The sequence below is a fragment of the Bordetella genomosp. 1 genome (assembly GCF_002261335.1).
Taxonomy (GTDB): Bacteria; Pseudomonadota; Gammaproteobacteria; order Burkholderiales; family Burkholderiaceae_B; genus Bordetella.
This window is the reverse complement of record NZ_NEVL01000003.1, coordinates 693,068-709,937: the sequence shown is the minus strand read 5'-3', so window position 1 is coordinate 709,937 and position 16,870 is coordinate 693,068. Positions and strand designations below refer to the sequence as shown.

At 69.5% G+C, this 16,870-nt stretch carries 9 protein-coding genes; 3 read left to right on the top strand and 6 right to left on the bottom strand.

Annotated elements, in window-relative coordinates; all coding sequences use genetic code 11:
• Positions 1-7: 7 nt before the first annotated feature.
• On the bottom strand, positions 8-7,585 hold the full coding sequence (locus CEG14_RS11650) for a type I polyketide synthase (RefSeq protein WP_094826519.1): 7,578 nt from the start codon (positions 7,583-7,585) through the stop codon (positions 8-10).
• A 564-nt stretch (positions 7,586-8,149) separates the two neighbouring features.
• On the bottom strand, positions 8,150-8,764 hold the full coding sequence (locus CEG14_RS11645) for an RBBP9/YdeN family alpha/beta hydrolase (RefSeq protein ID WP_094826518.1): 615 nt from the start codon (positions 8,762-8,764) through the stop codon (positions 8,150-8,152).
• Between the two features lie 216 nt (positions 8,765-8,980).
• Between CEG14_RS11645 and CEG14_RS11640 the strand changes: the two genes are divergently transcribed.
• The 3 genes from CEG14_RS11640 (at position 8,981) to CEG14_RS11630 (ending at position 12,243) form a co-directional block, all read left to right on the top strand.
• Positions 8,981-10,111 carry a branched-chain amino acid ABC transporter substrate-binding protein gene (locus CEG14_RS11640; RefSeq protein ID WP_094826517.1) on the top strand — a complete coding sequence of 377 codons (1,131 nt, stop codon included), beginning with the start codon at positions 8,981-8,983 and terminating at the stop codon, positions 10,109-10,111.
• Between the two features lie 112 nt (positions 10,112-10,223).
• Positions 10,224-10,925 (top strand): response regulator, encoded by a 702-nt coding sequence (locus CEG14_RS11635; RefSeq protein ID WP_094826516.1) that lies wholly within the window; start codon positions 10,224-10,226, stop codon positions 10,923-10,925.
• Positions 10,918-12,243, top strand: coding sequence for an ATP-binding protein (locus CEG14_RS11630; protein WP_094826515.1), 1,326 nt, complete (start codon positions 10,918-10,920; stop codon positions 12,241-12,243). Before CEG14_RS11635 ends, CEG14_RS11630 begins: the two co-directional genes overlap by 8 nt.
• A gap of 70 nt (positions 12,244-12,313) precedes the next feature.
• Here the strand turns inward: CEG14_RS11630 and CEG14_RS11625 are convergent, their stop codons facing one another.
• The 4 genes from CEG14_RS11625 to ugpB all read right to left on the bottom strand — a co-directional run bounded on the left by CEG14_RS11625 (position 12,314) and on the right by ugpB (position 16,797).
• On the bottom strand, positions 12,314-13,402 hold the full coding sequence (locus tag CEG14_RS11625) for a sn-glycerol-3-phosphate import ATP-binding protein UgpC (RefSeq protein ID WP_094826514.1): 1,089 nt from the start codon (positions 13,400-13,402) through the stop codon (positions 12,314-12,316).
• Positions 13,403-13,448: 46 nt separating this feature from the next.
• Entirely contained in the window at positions 13,449-14,300 is an 852-nt protein-coding gene (gene ugpE / locus CEG14_RS11620) for a sn-glycerol-3-phosphate ABC transporter permease UgpE (protein ID WP_094826513.1), read from the bottom strand.
• Between the two features lie 26 nt (positions 14,301-14,326).
• Positions 14,327-15,208, bottom strand: a complete 882-nt coding sequence (gene ugpA / locus CEG14_RS11615; RefSeq protein WP_094826512.1) for a sn-glycerol-3-phosphate ABC transporter permease UgpA — start codon at positions 15,206-15,208, stop codon at positions 14,327-14,329.
• 275 nt (positions 15,209-15,483) lie between these two features.
• Positions 15,484-16,797, bottom strand: a complete 1,314-nt coding sequence (ugpB, locus tag CEG14_RS11610) for a sn-glycerol-3-phosphate ABC transporter substrate-binding protein UgpB (RefSeq protein WP_094826511.1) — start codon at positions 16,795-16,797, stop codon at positions 15,484-15,486.
• Positions 16,798-16,870 lie beyond the last annotated feature (73 nt).

Here is a 16,870-nt window from a genome sequence, read left to right as displayed (position 1 = left end):
CCCCCGGTCAGCGGATCAGGCGCGGGGCGTCGCCGCTGCCGCGTTGTTCGAGCTGCGTGGCGAAATCCACGATGGCCTCCATCGGCACGTCCACCGCATGCTGCGCCACCACGTGTTCGATCTGGCTCGAGAGGTCGGGCTGGACCGGCGCGGCATCCTCGCCGCGCAGCAGGACCACCAGGCGGCGGCCGAGCTTGTCGATGGTGGCGCTCTCCGACAGTGCCATCACCGGCAGGCGCTGGCCGAAACGCTGCTCCAGCGCCACCACCAGCTCCACGCCCATCAGCGAATCCAGGCCCATGTCGTAGACCGAGCGCAAGGCGTCGATGCGCTCCGGCGCCACGCGCAGGATCTCGCCGACCTCGCGCTTGACCATCTCCACCACGCGTTCGTGCAGGGCCTCGTCGTCGAGCGTGGCCAGCAGATGGCTGATGTCGTCGCCGGCCGCGCTGTCCGCGCCGCCGCCGGCCAGGGCCAGCTCGGCGTAGCGCGGCGTGCCGGCGGCGGGCAGGAAGCGCGCCAGCGGCTGCCAGTCGAGCTCGAGCACGCCCAGCCCGGACGCGCCGTGGCGCAGCAGCTCGCCGAGCGCCTGCAGCGCCAGCGCGGCGGGCAGCGGCCGGCCGCCCATGCGGCTGGCGAGCGCATCCTTGATCTGCGTGTTGCGCGCCAGGTAGCCGGCGTCGTCGATGGCGCCCCACAGCACGGCGGTGGCCGGCAGGCCGCGGGCGCGCCGCTGGCGCGTGAAGGCCTCGAGCCAGGCGTTGGCGGCCACGTAGTTGCCCTGGCCGGGATTGCCGAACTGCGTGGTGGCCGAGGAGTAGCAGACGAAGAAGTCGAGCGGGCAATCGCGCGTCAGCGCGTCCAGGTGCAGCGCACCCAGCAGCTTGGGCGCCAGCACGCGGCCGATGCGCTCGCCGTCGAGGCTGCGCACCAGCCCGTCGTCGAGCACCATGGCGGCGTGGACCACGCCGCGCAGCGGCGGCAGCGACGCGCGCACGCGCTCCAGCAGCGCCGCCAGAGCCGCGGCGTCGGTCACGTCGCAGGCTTCGGCCAGCACCGTCACGCCCTGGGCGCGCAGGGCCGCGATGGCCGCTTGCGCCTCGCCGTCGGCCGGGCCGCTGCGGCTGCACAGCACGAGGTGCCGCGCGCCGCGTTCGGCCAGCCATTGCGCGGTGCGCAGGCCGAAGCCGCGCAGCCCGCCCGTGACCAGGTAGCTGGCGTCGGCGGCCGCCTGCCAGGGCGCGCCGGCGTCGGCGCCGGATTCGATCGGCGGCAGGCCCGCGTCGTAGGTCACCACGATCTTGCCGATCTGGCGTGCCTGCTGCATGTGGCGGAACGCCTCCACCAGGTCGCGCGCCTCGAAGGTGCGATACGGCAGCGGGCGCAGCGTGCCGCGCTCGAACAGGGCCATCATTTCGCCGAACAGGCGGCGCGTCAGGGCGGGGCGCTCGCGCATCAGCTGGTCGGCGTCGATGCCGAAGTAGCTGATGTTGTTGCGGAACGGGCGCAGCCCGATGCGGGTGTTTTCGTAGAAGTCGCGCTTGCCGAGCTCGAGGAAGCGGCCGAAGGGCTTGAGCACGGCGAAGTTGCGGTTGATCGCCTCGCCCGCGAGGGAGTTGAGCACCACGTCCACGCCGGCGCCCTCGGTGGCCGCGAGGATCTCGTCGGCGTAGGTGAGGGCGCGCGAATCGTAGATGTGCGTCACGCCGAGCAGCCGCAGGAAATCGCGTTTCTCGGGCGTGCCGGCGGTGGCGTGCACTTCGGCGCCCATCGCCTGCGCGAACTGGATCGCCGCGATGCCCACGCCGCCCGCCGCGCCGTGGATCAGGATGCGCTCGCCTTCCTCCAGCCGCGCCAGGTGGTTCAGCGCATAGTAGACGGTGAAGAAGGTGCTGGGAATCGTTGCGGCCGCAGCCGCGCTCAGGCCGCGCGGGATAGGCGAGATGGCGTCGGCCGTGGTGAGCACGCGGTTGCTGAAGCTGGCCGGGCCGAAGCCGACCACCCGGTCGCCGGGACGGTAGTCGGTCACGGCGGCGCCGACGCGGCGCACGGTGCCGGCGAACTCCAGGCCCAGCGTGGGGCCGGCGAAGCCCTGTTCGATCGCCTCATCTGACAGCATGCCGAGCGCATACATCACGTCGCGGAAGTTCAGGCCGGTGGCCTGCACGTCCACCTCGATCTGGTGCGCGTCCGGGGCGGTGGCGGCCACGCGTTCCCAGCGCAGATTGCGCAACTGGCCGGGGAACGACAGGCCCAGGCGTACCACCGCGTCGTCCCTGCCGGCCGCGGCGGCGCGCGGCGCCTCGACCTGGCGCAGCCGCACCGCGTGGCGTTCGCCCTGGGCGCCCAGCAGCACCTCGGGTTCATCGGTGGGCTGGCGCAGCTCGCGCACCAGCGCGTCCCAGCCGGCCGGGGCGGCGGCGGGCAGGTCGATCTGCCGCACCGTGAAGTTGGCGGCCTCGTTCTGCAGCGTGCGGCCGAAGCCCCACAGCGCGGCGTCGTCGTCCTGGCCGGCGGCGCCGGTCAGGTACTGCATCGCGCCGCGGGTGAGCAGCACCAGGTCGACGGGCGCGGCCAGCGGCTCGCAGGCCTGCGCCACCAGCGCGGCCAGCGTCACGCGGCGCTGCTGGCGGGCCAGCCGCGCGTGGGCGGTGTCGTCGTCGCCCGCCCCGTCGCCGGCCAGGCCGTCCGCGTGGATCACGCCATGCAAGGCGCCGGCGGTTTCGCGTGCCATCGCCAGGCTCGCAGCCACCGCCTGCGGTTCGGCCTGCACGTCGCGCACCAGGATGGCCTGGTCGCCGCAGGCCGCCAGGCGTGCCTGCAGGCCTTCGGCCCAGGCGGCGCCGGCGTCGTCGGCCAGGATCAGCCAGGCGCGCGGCGCGTCGGCCGTGGCCGGGGCCGGGGTCGTGGCCGACCGGGGCTGGGGCTCGGGTTGCGACCAGATCAGGTAGGGGCCGGCCTCGATGGCGTCGGGCGCCAGCAGCGGCCGCTGGCCCGCGGCCTGCAGCGCGGCCTGCCAATGGGCCGCGGGCTGCAATGCAGCGATGGCGCCGCCATCCTGCGATTCGGCCCACCATTCGGCGCGCGCGCCGAACACCAGATCGAGCCAGCCGTCGGGATGGTTGCCGGTCAGGCCCAGCAATCCGTGCGGCGCCACCGCGGCGCACGCGGCCGCCACGGCGGCCTGGCTCTGCGCCAGCGTCTGGCAGGCGGTGTGGACGAACACCAGGTCATAGTGGGCCGGGGGCACCGCCTCGCCGGCAGGCTGCACCCGGGCCTGGGGCCAGCGCTCGAGCAGCCCCGCCGCCGCGTCGGTCGCGTCGGGCTGGGTGGCGAGGTAGAGATAGTCGGCGCGGTCGAAATCCAGCGCCGCGCAGCAGGCGGCGCCCAGCTCGGGTCCGCAGCCGCCGATTTCCAGCACGCGCAGACGGGCGCCGGCGGGCAGGCGCGCCTGCGCGGCATGCACCGCCTCGGCCACGCTTTGTTGCCAGTGCAACTGTCCGGCGCGGCCGAGGATGGCCGTCTGCGCCGCGGCGGGGCTGAAGCCGCCCTCGACGTCGCCGGCCTGGGTCTCGCCGCGCAGCAGCGCGGGCAGCGCCATGCCGGTACGGGCGCAGGCCTGCATCAGCGTGAAGTCGTCGGGGTAGTCGTGCGACAGCAGCGTCCAGATGTCCTGCGCGCTCGGGCGGCCCTCGTCGCTGGCCTGCGGCGTGAGGCGCCAGCCCGCGGTGGTCGGCGCGAGCCAGCCGGCGTCGGTACCCAGGCGCAGCAGATGATCGAACAGCGGCGCGGCGTCGCGGGCACGTTCGCGCAGGCGCGTGACCGTGACGGCGGGCAGCTGCCCGTCGGGCTCGGCGAGCTCGCGCAACGCCTCCAGGCCGAACTGTTCGCTCAGGCTGTAGAGCAGCGGCTCGACCTCGTTGGTGTAGCGTGCCAGGCGCTCGCGCGTCTCCTGCGGCACGTCGAGCAGCCGCGCCAGCAGCGCGGCGTCGGGCGCCGGCGCGGCCGGGCTGGCGAGCGGGTGGGGCGCGGCAACCGCCGCGTCCTGGAGATAGTGCAGCGCGGGCAGGCCCTGGCCCCCGAGCCGCACGCTGCGAAAGCGCGCCTGGCGGATCGCGGCCACCGCGTTGCCCTCGGCGTCGAACAGCTCGAACTCCGCCGTGAGCGAATGCGGATTGCGTCGCAGCAGGCGCGCGCGCACCCAGCGCGGCGCGGCGGCACCGGCGCGCACCGTGATGCGGCCCATGCGGGCAGGCACGAAGGTCATGCCGGCGTAGCGGTGCGCGTGTTCGCGCATCAGCATGATGATGAGCTGGAAGGTGCAGTCCAGCGAGCCCGGATGCAGCAGCAGGCCCTGCCAGACGGCATCGTCCAGCGGCGCGTCGAGCTGCGCCAGCACGGTGTCCGCATCGGTCAGCCAGCCCCGACGCACCAGGCTGAAGTGCGGGCCGTAGTCCAGGCCGGCATTGCGCGTGAGCTCGGCGTGCAGGTCATGGTCGAAGTCGGGCATGCGCTCGGGCACCGCGGGCGCGGCCAGGTCCAGCAGGCCGTCGGCGGTCTGCGTCAGCGCGCGGGCGGTCGCGTGCAGCGTCCACGCGCCATCGCTGCCGGTGGCGCGGCCGAGGATGCGCACGCTGGCGTCGGCCGGATCGAGTTCGGTGCGCAGGCGCTGGGCCTGTTCGCCGTCGAGCAGCAGCGGCACGCGGATCTCCAGGTCCTCGACGTCGAGCACGGCGCTCTGCGGCGACAGGCGGGCGGCCGCGGCCAGCGCGACCTCGGCAAAGCCGGTGCCGGGGAACACCGCCGCTTCGCCCACCACGTGGTCGGCCAGCGGTGCGTGGCGCGCGGTGTCCAGGCGCGACTCCCACTGCCAGTCCTGCTGCGGCAGCGCATGGCCGAGCAGCGGATGCAGGTCGTGCCGGCCCAGCAGGCTGTGGCTCTCGGGCGTTTCCTCGATCCAGTGGCGCTCGCGCTGCCAGGGGTAGGCGGGCAGTGTGACCGGGCGGCCGGCGCGCGGCAGCAGCGCGTGCCAGTGCGGCACGGCACCGGCCACGATGGCCTGTGCGGCGGCATCCAGGATGCGCTGCGGGTCGTCCTCGCCACGCGCGGCGGTCGTGAGCGCGCGGCCGTTGAGGTCGGCCTCCTTGAGCGCATCGTTGAGATAGCCGCGCAGCACCGGGTGCGGGCCGATCTCCAGGTACAGGGTCTGGCCCTGCGCGGTGAGCGCGGCGAGCGCCTGCTCGAAGCGCACCGGCCGGCGCACGTTGTCCCACCAGTACTGCGCCGTGAGTTCCGGGCCGGCCACCGGCGCGCCGGTTACCGTGGAGATCATGGGCACCGACACCGGCTGCGGCGCGATGGCTCCCAGCACCTCGCGCAGTTCGGCCTCGATGCCGTCCATGGCGCTGCTGTGGAAGGCATAGTCCAGGTCGAGGCGGCGCTGGAACTGGCGCCGCGCCTTGAGGTCGGCCTCGATGCGGGCCAGGCCCGCGGGGTCGCCCGCGAGCGTCGCGCCGCGCACGCTGTTGTAGCCCGCCACGCACACGCTGTCGGAGAGGCCGGCCGCGTCGATCATGGCCTGGGCATCGTTGCCGTTCATGCCGACCGCGGTCATGGCGCCCACGCCGCGCGTGGTGCCCTGCAGCCGGCTGCGCTGATAGATCACATGCGCCGCGTCGCGCAGGGTGAGGGCGCCGCTGGCCCAGGCGGCCGCGACCTCGCCCACGCTGTGGCCGAGCACCGCGCTGGGCCGCACGCCGCGGGTAGCGAGCAGATGGGTGATGCCGACCTGCACGGCGAACAGTGCGGGCTGGGCGAATTCGGTGCTGTCGTAGCGGCTGGGCGCGTCCTGGCGCTGCAGCTCGTCGGCCAGGCGGTAGCCCGCCAGCGGCGCGAAGTGCTGGTCGATCGCCTCGACGGCCTGGGCGAACACCGGGTGCCGCATGAGGCGCTGGCCCATGCCGAGCCACTGCGAGCCGTTACCGGAGTAGGCGAACACCACGCCGCTGGCATCCGGTACCGCCGTGCCGGCGGCCACCCGGTGGCGCGGCGCATTGCCGTCGACATGCTGTTCCAGCAGGGTGGCGACGGTCTCGGGATCGCGGCCGAACACCAGTGCGCGCTGGGCGTGCCACTCGCGCCGCAGGCTGGTCTGCCAGGCGATGTCGTAAAAGCGTTGCGGTTGTGCGCGCAACTGCGCGGCCAGCTCGCGCGCCGCCTGGGCCAGGGCGGCCTCGCTGCGCGCGCTCACGACCACCGGCAGCTCGGCGGCCGGGGCCGGCGCGGGCTGCTCCTCTTGCACCGGTTCCGGCGCGCTCTGCAGGATGACGTGCGCATTGGCGCCGCCGAAGCCGAACGAGTTCACGCCGATGGTCAGCGTGCCGGCAGGGCGCAGCTTGCGGTTCTGCGTCACGATGTCGATGTTCCAACCCTGGCAGTCGATATTCGGGTTGATCTCGGTGATGCCGATGGTGGCGGGCACCTCGCGGTGGCGCAGCGCGTGCAGCGCCTTGACCAGCCCGGCCACGCCCGAGGCGGCCTCCAGGTGGCCCAGGTTGCTCTTGACCGAGCCGATCGGCAGGGGCTGGTCGCCGGGGCGTCGGGCGCCCAGCGCCATGCCGATGGCACGGGTCTCGATCGGGTCGCCCACGCGCGTGCCGGTGCCGTGCGCCTCGAGGTAGTCGAGCTGGGCCGGGTCGATGCCGGCGCGGGCGTAGGCCTGCTCCAGCAGCTGGGCCTGCACCTGCGGGCTGGGCACGGTGAGGCCGGACTTCTTGCCATCGGTGTTCACCGCCGAGCCGGCCACCACGCCGATGATGCGGTCGCCGTCGGCCAGCGCCTGTTCGTAGTCCTTCAGGAGAAACAGCCCGCCGCCCTCTGAGCGCACATAGCCGTCGCCCGAGGCGTCGAACACGCTGCAGCGTCCGCGCGGCGACAGCATGGAGGCCTTGGAGAAGGTAATGAAGCCGAAGGGGTGCAGATGCAGGCTCACGCCGCCCGCGATGGCGTGCGTGCACTCGCCGGTCTGGACCGCGCGCACGGCCTGGTGAAACGCCACCAGGGCCGAGGAGCACGCCGTGTCCACCGCCATGCTGGGGCCGCGCAGGTCGAACACATACGACAGGCGGTTGGCGGCGATGCTGCTGGTGTTGCCCGTGGCGACGCTGCTGTCGAGCAGGTCGAGGTCGTGCGCCATGCGATAGGCGTAGTCGGCGGTGGAGATCCCGATGTAGACGCCGCAGTCGCTGCCGCGCAGGCGCTGCGGCGCGATCGCCGCGTCTTCCATGGTCTCCCAGCACAGCTCCAGCAGCAGCCGTTGCTGCGGATCCATGACTGCGGCCTCGCGCGGGGAAATACCGAAGAAATCGGCATCGAAGCCGGAAATGTCGCCCAGCGTGCCGGCCGAGCGGGTATACGCGGTGCCGGGATTTTGCTTGGAAGGGTGAAAATAGCGATCGGGAGACCAGCGCCCGGGATCGATTTCGGTGACCAGATCCTTGCCGGCCAGCAGGTCTTCCCAGTATCCGGAGGTGTTGGTGCTGGGAAAACGGAACGACATGCCCACCACGGCGACGCGCTTTGCCATTTAACTTCCTTTAGCAATAGCTAATGCAGCGTCGCCCCTTTCGTGGGCTTCGGGATGGTTGCAGCGCCAGCTTCATTGCGTGCCGGCAGGCACTGCGCGACCTGATCCGCCCCTATCCGGAGTGCCGACGCTGCGATTATTGTTTATAGAGCCTGCGTGAAAGGGAGGGGCCGGGCCGCGCTCCGGTTTCACGGAGAGTGATTCTAGGGAGCGGGCGGGGGCAGAGTATGTCAAGAACCGACAGTATTAATGGCAAAGTTGCCAATAATTAATGGCGGGCCGCGCCGCCTCTGGGCGCGTCATGGGGAAGGGGGTAGGATGCTGCGGTGCAGCAGTGAACGACTGCTTACATCGCCGCCCGCAGGCTTACATCGGATTTACAGGTTGTGCACGACCCCGGATTTCCCGGTATTTGCCGGCGCTGCATTTTGTAAATTGACCGTGGGGTCGCTGGCGAGTTCCCGATTATGGAAGAAAACCCGCGTTTAATAACGCGTTAATAAAAGGCGGATAAAGAAAACGCCGCCCCGGAGGGCGGCGAATAACCTTCAGGCGGCGGCAGCCTCAGGTATTGGAAAAACGTGTCCCGAGCGGCGCGAGCGGCACCGGCGGGATTTTCTCGGGCGGCGGCGACACGCGCCAGCTGGCACGGCGGCGCAGCGCACCCAGCAGTTTCAGGCCCTGCGACCATTCGCCCAGCCCGCTGTCCGCGTTGATATGGCCGGCATTTTCGAGCACCACCAGCCGGCTGCCCCAGTCCTGCGCGAACTGGCGCGCACGCTCGAGGCGGCAGTAGGGATCGTCGTCGCTCGCGACCACGACGCTCTGAAACGGCAGGGGCTGACGCGGAACCGGACCGAAGTTGCGCAACAGCGCGGGGGCGTTGGGGCGCTCCACGTCGGCAGGCGCGACCAGCAGGGCGCCCGCGACCTTGCCGCGCAGCGGCACGGGCAGACTGGCGCTGATCAGGCAGCCCAGGCTGTGGGCGACCAGGAGCACCGGGCTGGCGGACTGGTCCACGGCGGCCGACAGGGTTGCGAGCCACTCGGTGCGCTCCGGATTCTCCCAGTCGCGCTGGCGCAAGCGCCGGGCGTTGGGAAGGAGCTGCTCCCAGAGGGTTTGCCAGTGGCCGGGACCGGAGTCTTTCCAGCCGGGAACGATGATGGGCTGAAGTCTCATGGACAGAATGATGCAATCCGCGCTTAAGAACGCAAACGAATAAATAGGCGATTGCATATGCCGCGAGCCGTATATGGCGGCCGTCCATGGGGTGGTCGGAAGCCCCGGTCTTTCAGTGTATGCTTGCCGGGCCGAAGGACGGGTTTTCAGGAGGCCGGTACGCCGGTGACCCGTCGGTGAGACCAAATGATTACAAGCCTTGAAGGAGTAAAGCCCATGAAGAAAACCTTTCGTCTGGCTCCGGTGATTGCCGCGCTCGGGATGACGGCCGGTCTGGCCTTCGCCAGCGGCGCGCACGCGGCCGACTCGATCAAGATCGGCGTGGTCGGCCCGACCACCGGTCCGGTCACCCAATACGGCGACATGGTGCGCGAAGGCGTCAACACCGCGATCGAGCGCATCAATGCGGCCGGCGGCGTGGATGGCAAGAAACTCGAGGCCGTCGTGATCGACGACGCCTGCGAACCCAAGCAGGGCCCGGTGGCCGCCAACCGCGTGGTCAATGGCAAGATCGGTTTCGTCGTGGGCCACGTGTGCTCGGGCGCCACCATCGCCGCCACCGACATCTACAACAACGAAGGCGTCGTGATGGTGACCCCGTCGGCCACCTCGCCCGCCGTCACCGATGGCAAGAACTACGAGTTCATCTTCCGTACCATCGGCCGCGACGACCAGCAGGGTCCCGCCGCCGCCAAGTTCGTGCTCGAGAAGATCAAGCCCAAGACCGTCGCCGTGCTGCACGACAAGCAGTCGTATGGCCAGGGCATCGCCACCGCCGTGAAAGACACGCTGGAGAAGGGCGGCGTGAAGGTCGCCGTGTTCGAAGGCATCAATGCCGGCGACAGCGACTACTCGGCCGTCATCACCAAGCTCAAGAGCAACGGCGTCGACTTCGTCTACTACGGCGGCTACCACCCCGAAATGGGCCTGCTGCTGCGCCAGGCCGCCGAACAGGGCGTGAAGGCCAAGTTCATGGGTCCCGAGGGCGTGGGCAATCCCGATATCAACGCGATCGCGGGCGACGCCTCCGAGGGCATGCTGCTGACGCTGCCGGCCGATTTCACCGAAAACCCGGCCAACGCCGAGATCGTGAAGGCCTTCAAGGACAAGAAGCGCAACCCGAACGGCGCCTTCCAGCTCACCGCCTATGCCGCCACGCAAGTGATCGCCGACGGCATCAAGGGCGCGGGCAGCACCGATCCGGGCAAGGTCGCGCAATACCTGCACGCCAACAGCTTCAACACCCCGATCGGCAAGACCGCCTGGAACAAGCAGGGCGACCTGACCGACTTCGAGTTCCAGGTCTTTACCTGGCACAAGGATGGCAGCAAGACCGCCTACAAGTAATCCAGCCATGTGAGACGCACGGCCCCGCGCGGGCCGCGCCAGCCGGGCGGCGAACCTGTCGCGCCCGGCTTTTTTCATCCCGCCGCCCGCGCGGCATCCGGTGGACGCTGTCATGACCAAAGCCTTGATCGTCGAAGACGATGTCAAGCTCTCGCGCCTGATCGCGCAGTTTCTGGAAAGCCACGGCTTCGAGGTGGCGCAGGCATGGCGCGGGGACCAGGCGGTCGATGCCTTCGTGCAGGCGCAGCCCGACGTGGTGCTGCTCGACCTGATGCTGCCCGGCCGCGACGGCCTGCAGGTGTGCCGCGACCTGCGCGCGTTCAGCGCCACGCCGATCCTGATGCTGACGGCGCGCGAAGACGACCTGGACCAGATCCTGGGTCTGGAGTCCGGCGCCGACGACTACGTGATCAAGCCGGTGGAGCCGCGCGTGCTCCTGGCGCGGGTGCGGGCGCTGCTGCGGCGCCAGACCAGCGCGCCGGAGACGCGCACCCGCCTGGTGTTCGGCAGGCTGCAGATCGACCGCTCGGCGCGCAGCGTGCATCTGGGCGATGCCGAGGTGGACCTGACCACGATGGAGTTCGAGATGCTGTGGGCGCTGGCCAGCCACGCCGGCCAGGTGCTCACGCGCGACGACCTGCTCAACGCGGTGCGCGGCATCGAATTCAACGGCCTGGACCGCAGCGTGGATGTCTGCGTGAGCAAGCTGCGCCGCAAGCTCGACGACGACCCGCGCGATCCGCTGCGCATCAAGACGGTGTGGGGCAAGGGCTATTTGTTTTCGCTGCTCGAAGGGGAGAGCAACCTTGCTTAAGTTCCTGCTGCGCCTGTTCGTGGTGCTGGTGGTGGGCACCATCGTGTCGACCCAGGTGGTGAACCGCGCGGCCGAGTATCTGTTCGATTCGATCACGGCCGACTATTCCTACGATGCCGTGCGCGGCCAGGTGTTCGCGCTGCGCACCGCGCTCGACCCGGTGCCCCCCGCCGGGCGCGAACACTATCTCCAGACCGCGCTGCGGCCGCACTACGGGCTGGAGCTGCGGCTGCTGCAGGCCGACGAAGTGGTGCCGACCCGCGGCGAGATCACCCAGCTCGCGGCCGGCCGCTTCCTGATGCGCGACGATTACCGGACCTACATCGCGCCGCTCGCCGGCGAGCCGCGGCAGTGGCTGGAGATCCGGCTGCCGGCCGATCCGCCGATCGTGAACTGGATCGTGGTGGTGGCCTATGCCTTTGTCATCCTGCTGCTGGGGCTGATCCTGCTGGCCCTGTGGGTCTGGCCCATGTGGCGCGACCTCGACGCGCTGCGCCAGGCCGCGCTGCGCATGGCGCAGGGCGACCTGGCCGTGCGCGCGCGCAGCTCGCGCTTCTCCGGCCTGCGTCATGTGAGCGGCGCGTTCAATCACATGGCCGAGCGCATCGCCGCGCTGATCGACAACCAGCGCAGTCTCACGAATGCCGTGTCGCACGAGCTGCGCACGCCGGTGGCGCGCCTGAGTTTCGAGCTCGACATGCTGCGTGCGGAGGCCGACCCTGCGCGCCGCGCCAGCCTGATCGGCGACATGCAGGGCGACGTGGCCGAGCTCGACGCCATGGTGGCGGAGCTGCTGGTGTACGCGCGCCTGGAGCGCCCGCCGGGTGGCGCGCTGGCGCAGGAAGACGTGGACGTGCGCGACTGGCTCGGCGAGGCCTGCGCGCAGCACGAACGCGACGGCGCCCGACGCGACGGCGCCCGACGCGGGGTGGCGCTGCGGGTGCGCCCCGGCGGCCCCGCGCGGGTGCGGCTGCAGCCGCGCGACATGACGCGCGCGCTCGGCAACCTGGTGCAGAACGCCGTGCGCCATGCGCGCAGCCAGGTCGAGATCGCGCTCGAGTCGCACGGGCAGGGCGGCTACGCGCTGATCGTCGACGACGACGGCCCGGGCATCGACGTGGCCGACCGCCAGCGCCTGTTCGAACCCTTCATCCGGCTCGACGAGAGCCGCGGCCGCGACACCGGCGGCGTCGGCCTCGGCCTGGCCATCGTCGCGCGCATCGCGGCCAACCACGGTGGCGCCGTGCAGGTGCTCGACAGCCCGCTGGGCGGCGCGCGCTTCATGCTGACCTGGCCGGAGGCGCCGGCCCCGGCCTGAGTTCCGGCCGCGGCCGCAAAAACAAAAACGCCCGTCGCGTGACGGGCGTTTTGTCGTGCGCGAGCGAGGATCAGAGGCCCTCGACGCGGCGGCCGGTGTCGATCTCGAACCAGTGCAGCGCGTGGCGGCCGTCGGAGCCGATGTTCAGCGTGTCGCCCACCTTGGCCGGCGATTCCGACAGCTGGCGCGTCGTGCAGCGCACCACCAGCATGGTGTTGCCGCAACGGCCGTGCACCAGCTGCTCGGAGCCCAGCGTCTCGACCATTTCGATCTCGACCGGGATGCCGGGCGCGTTGAGCAGCATGTGCTCGGGGCGCATGCCCATCACGACCTTGCGGCCGCGCACCTGCGCCGGCACCTGCAGCGGCGACACGTCGAGCGGGCGGCCGTCGGCGGTCTGCACCGTGCCGTCGCCGGCGACGGCCACGTCGATCAGGTTCATCGGGGGCGAGCCGATGAAGCCGGCGACGAAGGTCGAGGCGGGCTTGTCGAACACTTCCATCGGGGTGCCGATCTGTTCCGGCACGCCCTGGTACATCACGACCATGCGGTGCGCCAGCGTCATGGCTTCGACCTGGTCGTGCGTCACGTACAGGCTGGTGGTGTTGAGGCGGCGGTGCAGCTTCAGGATCTCCAGGCGCATCGCCACGCGCAGCTTGGCGTCGAGGTTGGAGAGCGGCTCGTCGAACAGGAAGACCTTGGGCTCGCGCACGATGGCGCGGCCCATGGCGACGCGCTGGCGCTGGCCGCCGGAGAGGGCGCGCGGACGGCGGTCGAGCAGCTTGCCGAGCTCCAGGATCTGGGCCGCGGCTTCGACGCGCTTGCGGATCTCGTCCTTGGAGAATTTGCGGATCTTCAGGCCGTAGGCCATGTTGTCGTACACGCTCATGTGCGGATAGAGCGCGTAGTTCTGGAACACCATCGCGATGTCGCGTTCGGCGGGTTCCAGGTTGTTCACCGGCTTGTCGTCGATGAGGATGTCGCCGCTGGTCACGGTCTCCAGGCCGGCGACCATGCGCATCAGCGTGGATTTGCCGCAGCCCGACGGACCGACGATGACGATGAACTCGCCATCCTTGATCTCCATGTCGATGCCATGGATCACCGGCACGTTGCCGGCGTAGGTTTTCTTTACGTTGCGAAAGCTGAGGGTAGCCATGTGTTTCTTCGTCTGCGTAATCTTGTTCGGGAAGGCCGGTTGCGCCTTATTTCTCGGTGTCGACCAGGCCCTTGACGAACCATTTCTGCATCAGGATCACCACCAGCGCGGGCGGGATCATGGCCAGGATGGCGGTCGCCATGGTGATGTTCCATTCGGTGACGCTGTCACCGCCGCTGATCATGCGCTTGATGCCGATGACCACCGGGTACATGTCTTCCTGGGTCGTGACCAGCAGCGGCCACAGGTATTGGTTCCAGCCGTAGATGAACTGGATCACGAACAGCGCCGCGATGCTGGTGCGCGACAGCGGCATCAGCACGTCGCGGAAGAAGCGCACCGGACCGGCGCCGTCGATGCGCGCCGCTTCCACCAGCTCGTCCGGCACCGTCAGGAAGAACTGGCGGAACAGGAAGGTGGCGGTGGCGGAGGCGATCAGCGGCAGCGTCAGGCCGGCGTAGCTGTTGAGCATGCCGAGGTCGGCCACGACCTTGTAGGTCGGGGCGATGCGCACCTCGACCGGCAGCATCAGCGTGACGAAGATCATCCAGAAAAAGAACATGCGGCCCGGGAAGCGGAAGTACACCACCGCGAAGGCCGACAGCAGCGAGATCAGGATCTTGCCCAGCGAGATCGCCAGGGCCATGATCAGGCTCACGTACATCATGCGCGCGACCGGCGTGCCCGACGAGCCACCGCCGGAGCCGGCGAACAGCGCCTGCATGTAGTTGTCGATGAAGTGCTTGCCGGGGATCAGCGACATCGGCGCGGAAGCGACTTCCTGCGCGGTCTGGGTCGAGGCGACAAACGTGACGTAAATCGGAAAGGCGACCAGCGCCACCCCGCAGAGCAGGATGACGTGGGCCAGAATGTCCAGCCAGGGACGGCGTTCTACCATGATTCGATACCTGTTTCTGTCTAGGTTCAGTACTGCACTTTGCGGTCGATGTAGCGGAACTGGATCACCGTGAGTGCCACCACGATGAACATCAGCACCACCGACTGCGCCGCCGACGAACCCAGGTCCAGACCGCGGAAGCCATCGGAATAGACCTTGTAGACCAGGATCGACGTGGACGTGCCGGGACCGCCCTGCGTGGTGGTGTCGACCACGGCGAAGGTGTCGAAGAAGGCGTAGATCACGTTGACCACCAGCAGGAAGAAGGTGGTGGGCGAGAGCAGCGGGAACACGATCGTCCAGAAGCGCCGCGCCGGCGAGGCGCCGTCGATCGCGGCGGCCTCGATCAGCGAGCGCGGGATCGACTGCAGGCCGGCCAGGAAGAACAGGAAGTTGTACGAGATCTGCTTCCAGACGGCCGCGATCAGCACCAGCGTGAGGGCCTGGTCGCCGTTGAGGCGCGGATTCCAGGGCACGCCCATGCCGTTGAGCGCAACGGCCAGGATGCCGACCGACGGCGAGAACAGGAACAGCCACAGCACGCCGACCACGGCGGGCGCGACCGCGTACGGCCAGATCAACAGGGTCTTGTAGAGGCCGGCGCCGCGGATCACGCGGTCTGCCATCACGGCCAGCAGCAGCGACACGGACAGGCCGACGAAGGCGACCAGCGCCGAGAAGATGGCGGTGACGCGGAAGGAGTCGAGGTAGCTGTCCTGCGAGAACAGCTCGGCGAAGTTCGCCAGGCCCACGAATTCCGAGGACAGTCCGAAGGCGTCTTCGAGACGCAGCGACTGCCACATGGCCTGCCCGGCGGGCAGGAAGAAGAACACCACCGTGATGATCAACTGCGGGGCGAGCAGCAGATAGGGCAGCGTTTTATGGCCGAAAACTACACGTTTTTCCATGGGGCGGATGCCTTGGAGGATTCAATGAAAGCGGCGCGCGGGCGCCACCGGTACTGCGCCGGCCGGAGACACAGCCCGGCGGCGGGAGGCAGGCCGGGCAGGGCGCCCGTCAGGCCGGTGTCGAGGGCAACGGCACCCCTCGAAACGAAAATTCCGCAGTCTGCCGGTCGCGCCCGGAAACCGGGCAGGGCGGCAGCTGCGGCTGCATCATAAACGACAGGCCCGTCGTCCCGGAAATGCCGGTGCCGACGGGCCAGTGGGACGCGCCCCGGTGTTTACTTCACGCTCTTTTCGAACTTTTCCAGCAGTTCGTTGCCACGCTTGACGATGTTCGCCAGACCATCCTTGGCGGTCGTCTTGCCGGACACGATACGCTCGATCTCGGCGTCTTCGATCTCACGGATCTGCGGCAGGTAACCCAGGCGCAGGCCGCGCGATTGGGCGGTGGTCTGCACGTTGAGCTGCTTGACGCCGACGTCGGTGCCGGGATTCTTGTCGTAGAAGCCCTGCTTCTGGGTCAGCTCGTAGGCGGCCACGGTGACCGGCACGTAGCCGGTCTGCTGGTGCCACTTGGCGGCGGTTTCGGGCGAGGCCAGGAACTTGAAGAACTTGGTCACGCCCTTGTAGACCTCGGGCTTCTTGTTGGCGAAGACCCACAGCGAGGCGCCGCCGATGATGGTGTTCTGCGGCGCGCCTTGCACGTCGGCGTAGTAGGGCACGGTGGAGGTGCCGAACTCGAACTTGGCGTTCTTGGCGATGTTCGCGCGCAGGCCGCTCGAACCGGTGATCATGGCGCACTTGCCGCTGATGAACAGCGAGTTCGGCTCGTCGCCGCGCCCGCCGTACATGAAGATGCCTTCCTTGCCCAGCTTGGCCAGGTTTTCGAGGTGGCGCACGTGCAGCGGGGTGTCGACGGCGATACGGGCGTCCAGGCCGCCGAAGCCGTTGTCCTTGGTGGCGTACGGCACGTTGTGCCAGGCCGAGAAGGTTTCGAGCTGGGTCCAGGACGGCCACGAGGTGGTGTAGCCGCACTCCTGGCCGGCGGCCTTCAGCTTGGCGCCCGCGGCGGCCAGCTCTTCCCAGGTCTTGGGGGGCTTCTCGGGATCCAGGCCGGCCTTCTTGAAGGCGTCCTTGTTGTAGTAGAACACCACGGTCGAGCTGTTGAACGGCATCGACACCAGCTTGCCCTCGGGCGAGGAGTAGTAGCCCGCGACCGCGCCGATGAAGGCCTTCGGATCGATCGGGTCGCCCGCTTCCTCGGACATCTGCTGCACCGGCTTGACGGCGCCCTTGGCGTACATCATGGTCGCGGTGCCGACTTCGAACACCTGCAGGATGTCGGGGGCGTTGCCGGCGCGGAACGCCGCGATGCCCGCGTTCATCGACTCACCGTAGTTGCCCTTGTAGACCGCCTTGACCTGGTAGTCAGGGTTGGCCTTGTTGAATTCTTCCACCAGGCCGTTGACGCGGTCGCCCAGGGCGCCTTCCATCGAGTGCCAGAACTGGATTTCGGTGGCGGCGTGGGCCGAGACACCCGCGAAGGCGGCCATCAGGGCCGCGAAAGTGAGTGCGAGACGTTGGGGTCGCATGAGTTGTTCCTCCGGTTTGAGCGACCGCGCGAGCCGGATCCGGACCGCGCGAGGCGTTACACCTTATGAATTG

Bases quoted from the DNA above. Each gene is read 5' to 3' on its own strand.
- CEG14_RS11650 (WP_094826519.1), bottom strand. From the start codon at position 7,585: ATGGCAAAGCGCGTCGCCGTGGTGGGCATGTCGTTCCGTTTTCCCAGC.
- CEG14_RS11645 (WP_094826518.1), bottom strand. From the start codon at position 8,764: ATGAGACTTCAGCCCATCATCGTTCCCGGCTGGAAAGACTCCGGTCCC.
- CEG14_RS11640 (WP_094826517.1), top strand. From the start codon at position 8,981: ATGAAGAAAACCTTTCGTCTGGCTCCGGTGATTGCCGCGCTCGGGATG.
- CEG14_RS11635 (WP_094826516.1), top strand. From the start codon at position 10,224: ATGACCAAAGCCTTGATCGTCGAAGACGATGTCAAGCTCTCGCGCCTG.
- CEG14_RS11625 (WP_094826514.1), bottom strand. From the start codon at position 13,402: ATGGCTACCCTCAGCTTTCGCAACGTAAAGAAAACCTACGCCGGCAAC.
- ugpE (WP_094826513.1), bottom strand. From the start codon at position 14,300: ATGGTAGAACGCCGTCCCTGGCTGGACATTCTGGCCCACGTCATCCTG.
- ugpA (WP_094826512.1), bottom strand. From the start codon at position 15,208: ATGGAAAAACGTGTAGTTTTCGGCCATAAAACGCTGCCCTATCTGCTG.
- ugpB (WP_094826511.1), bottom strand. From the start codon at position 16,797: ATGCGACCCCAACGTCTCGCACTCACTTTCGCGGCCCTGATGGCCGCC.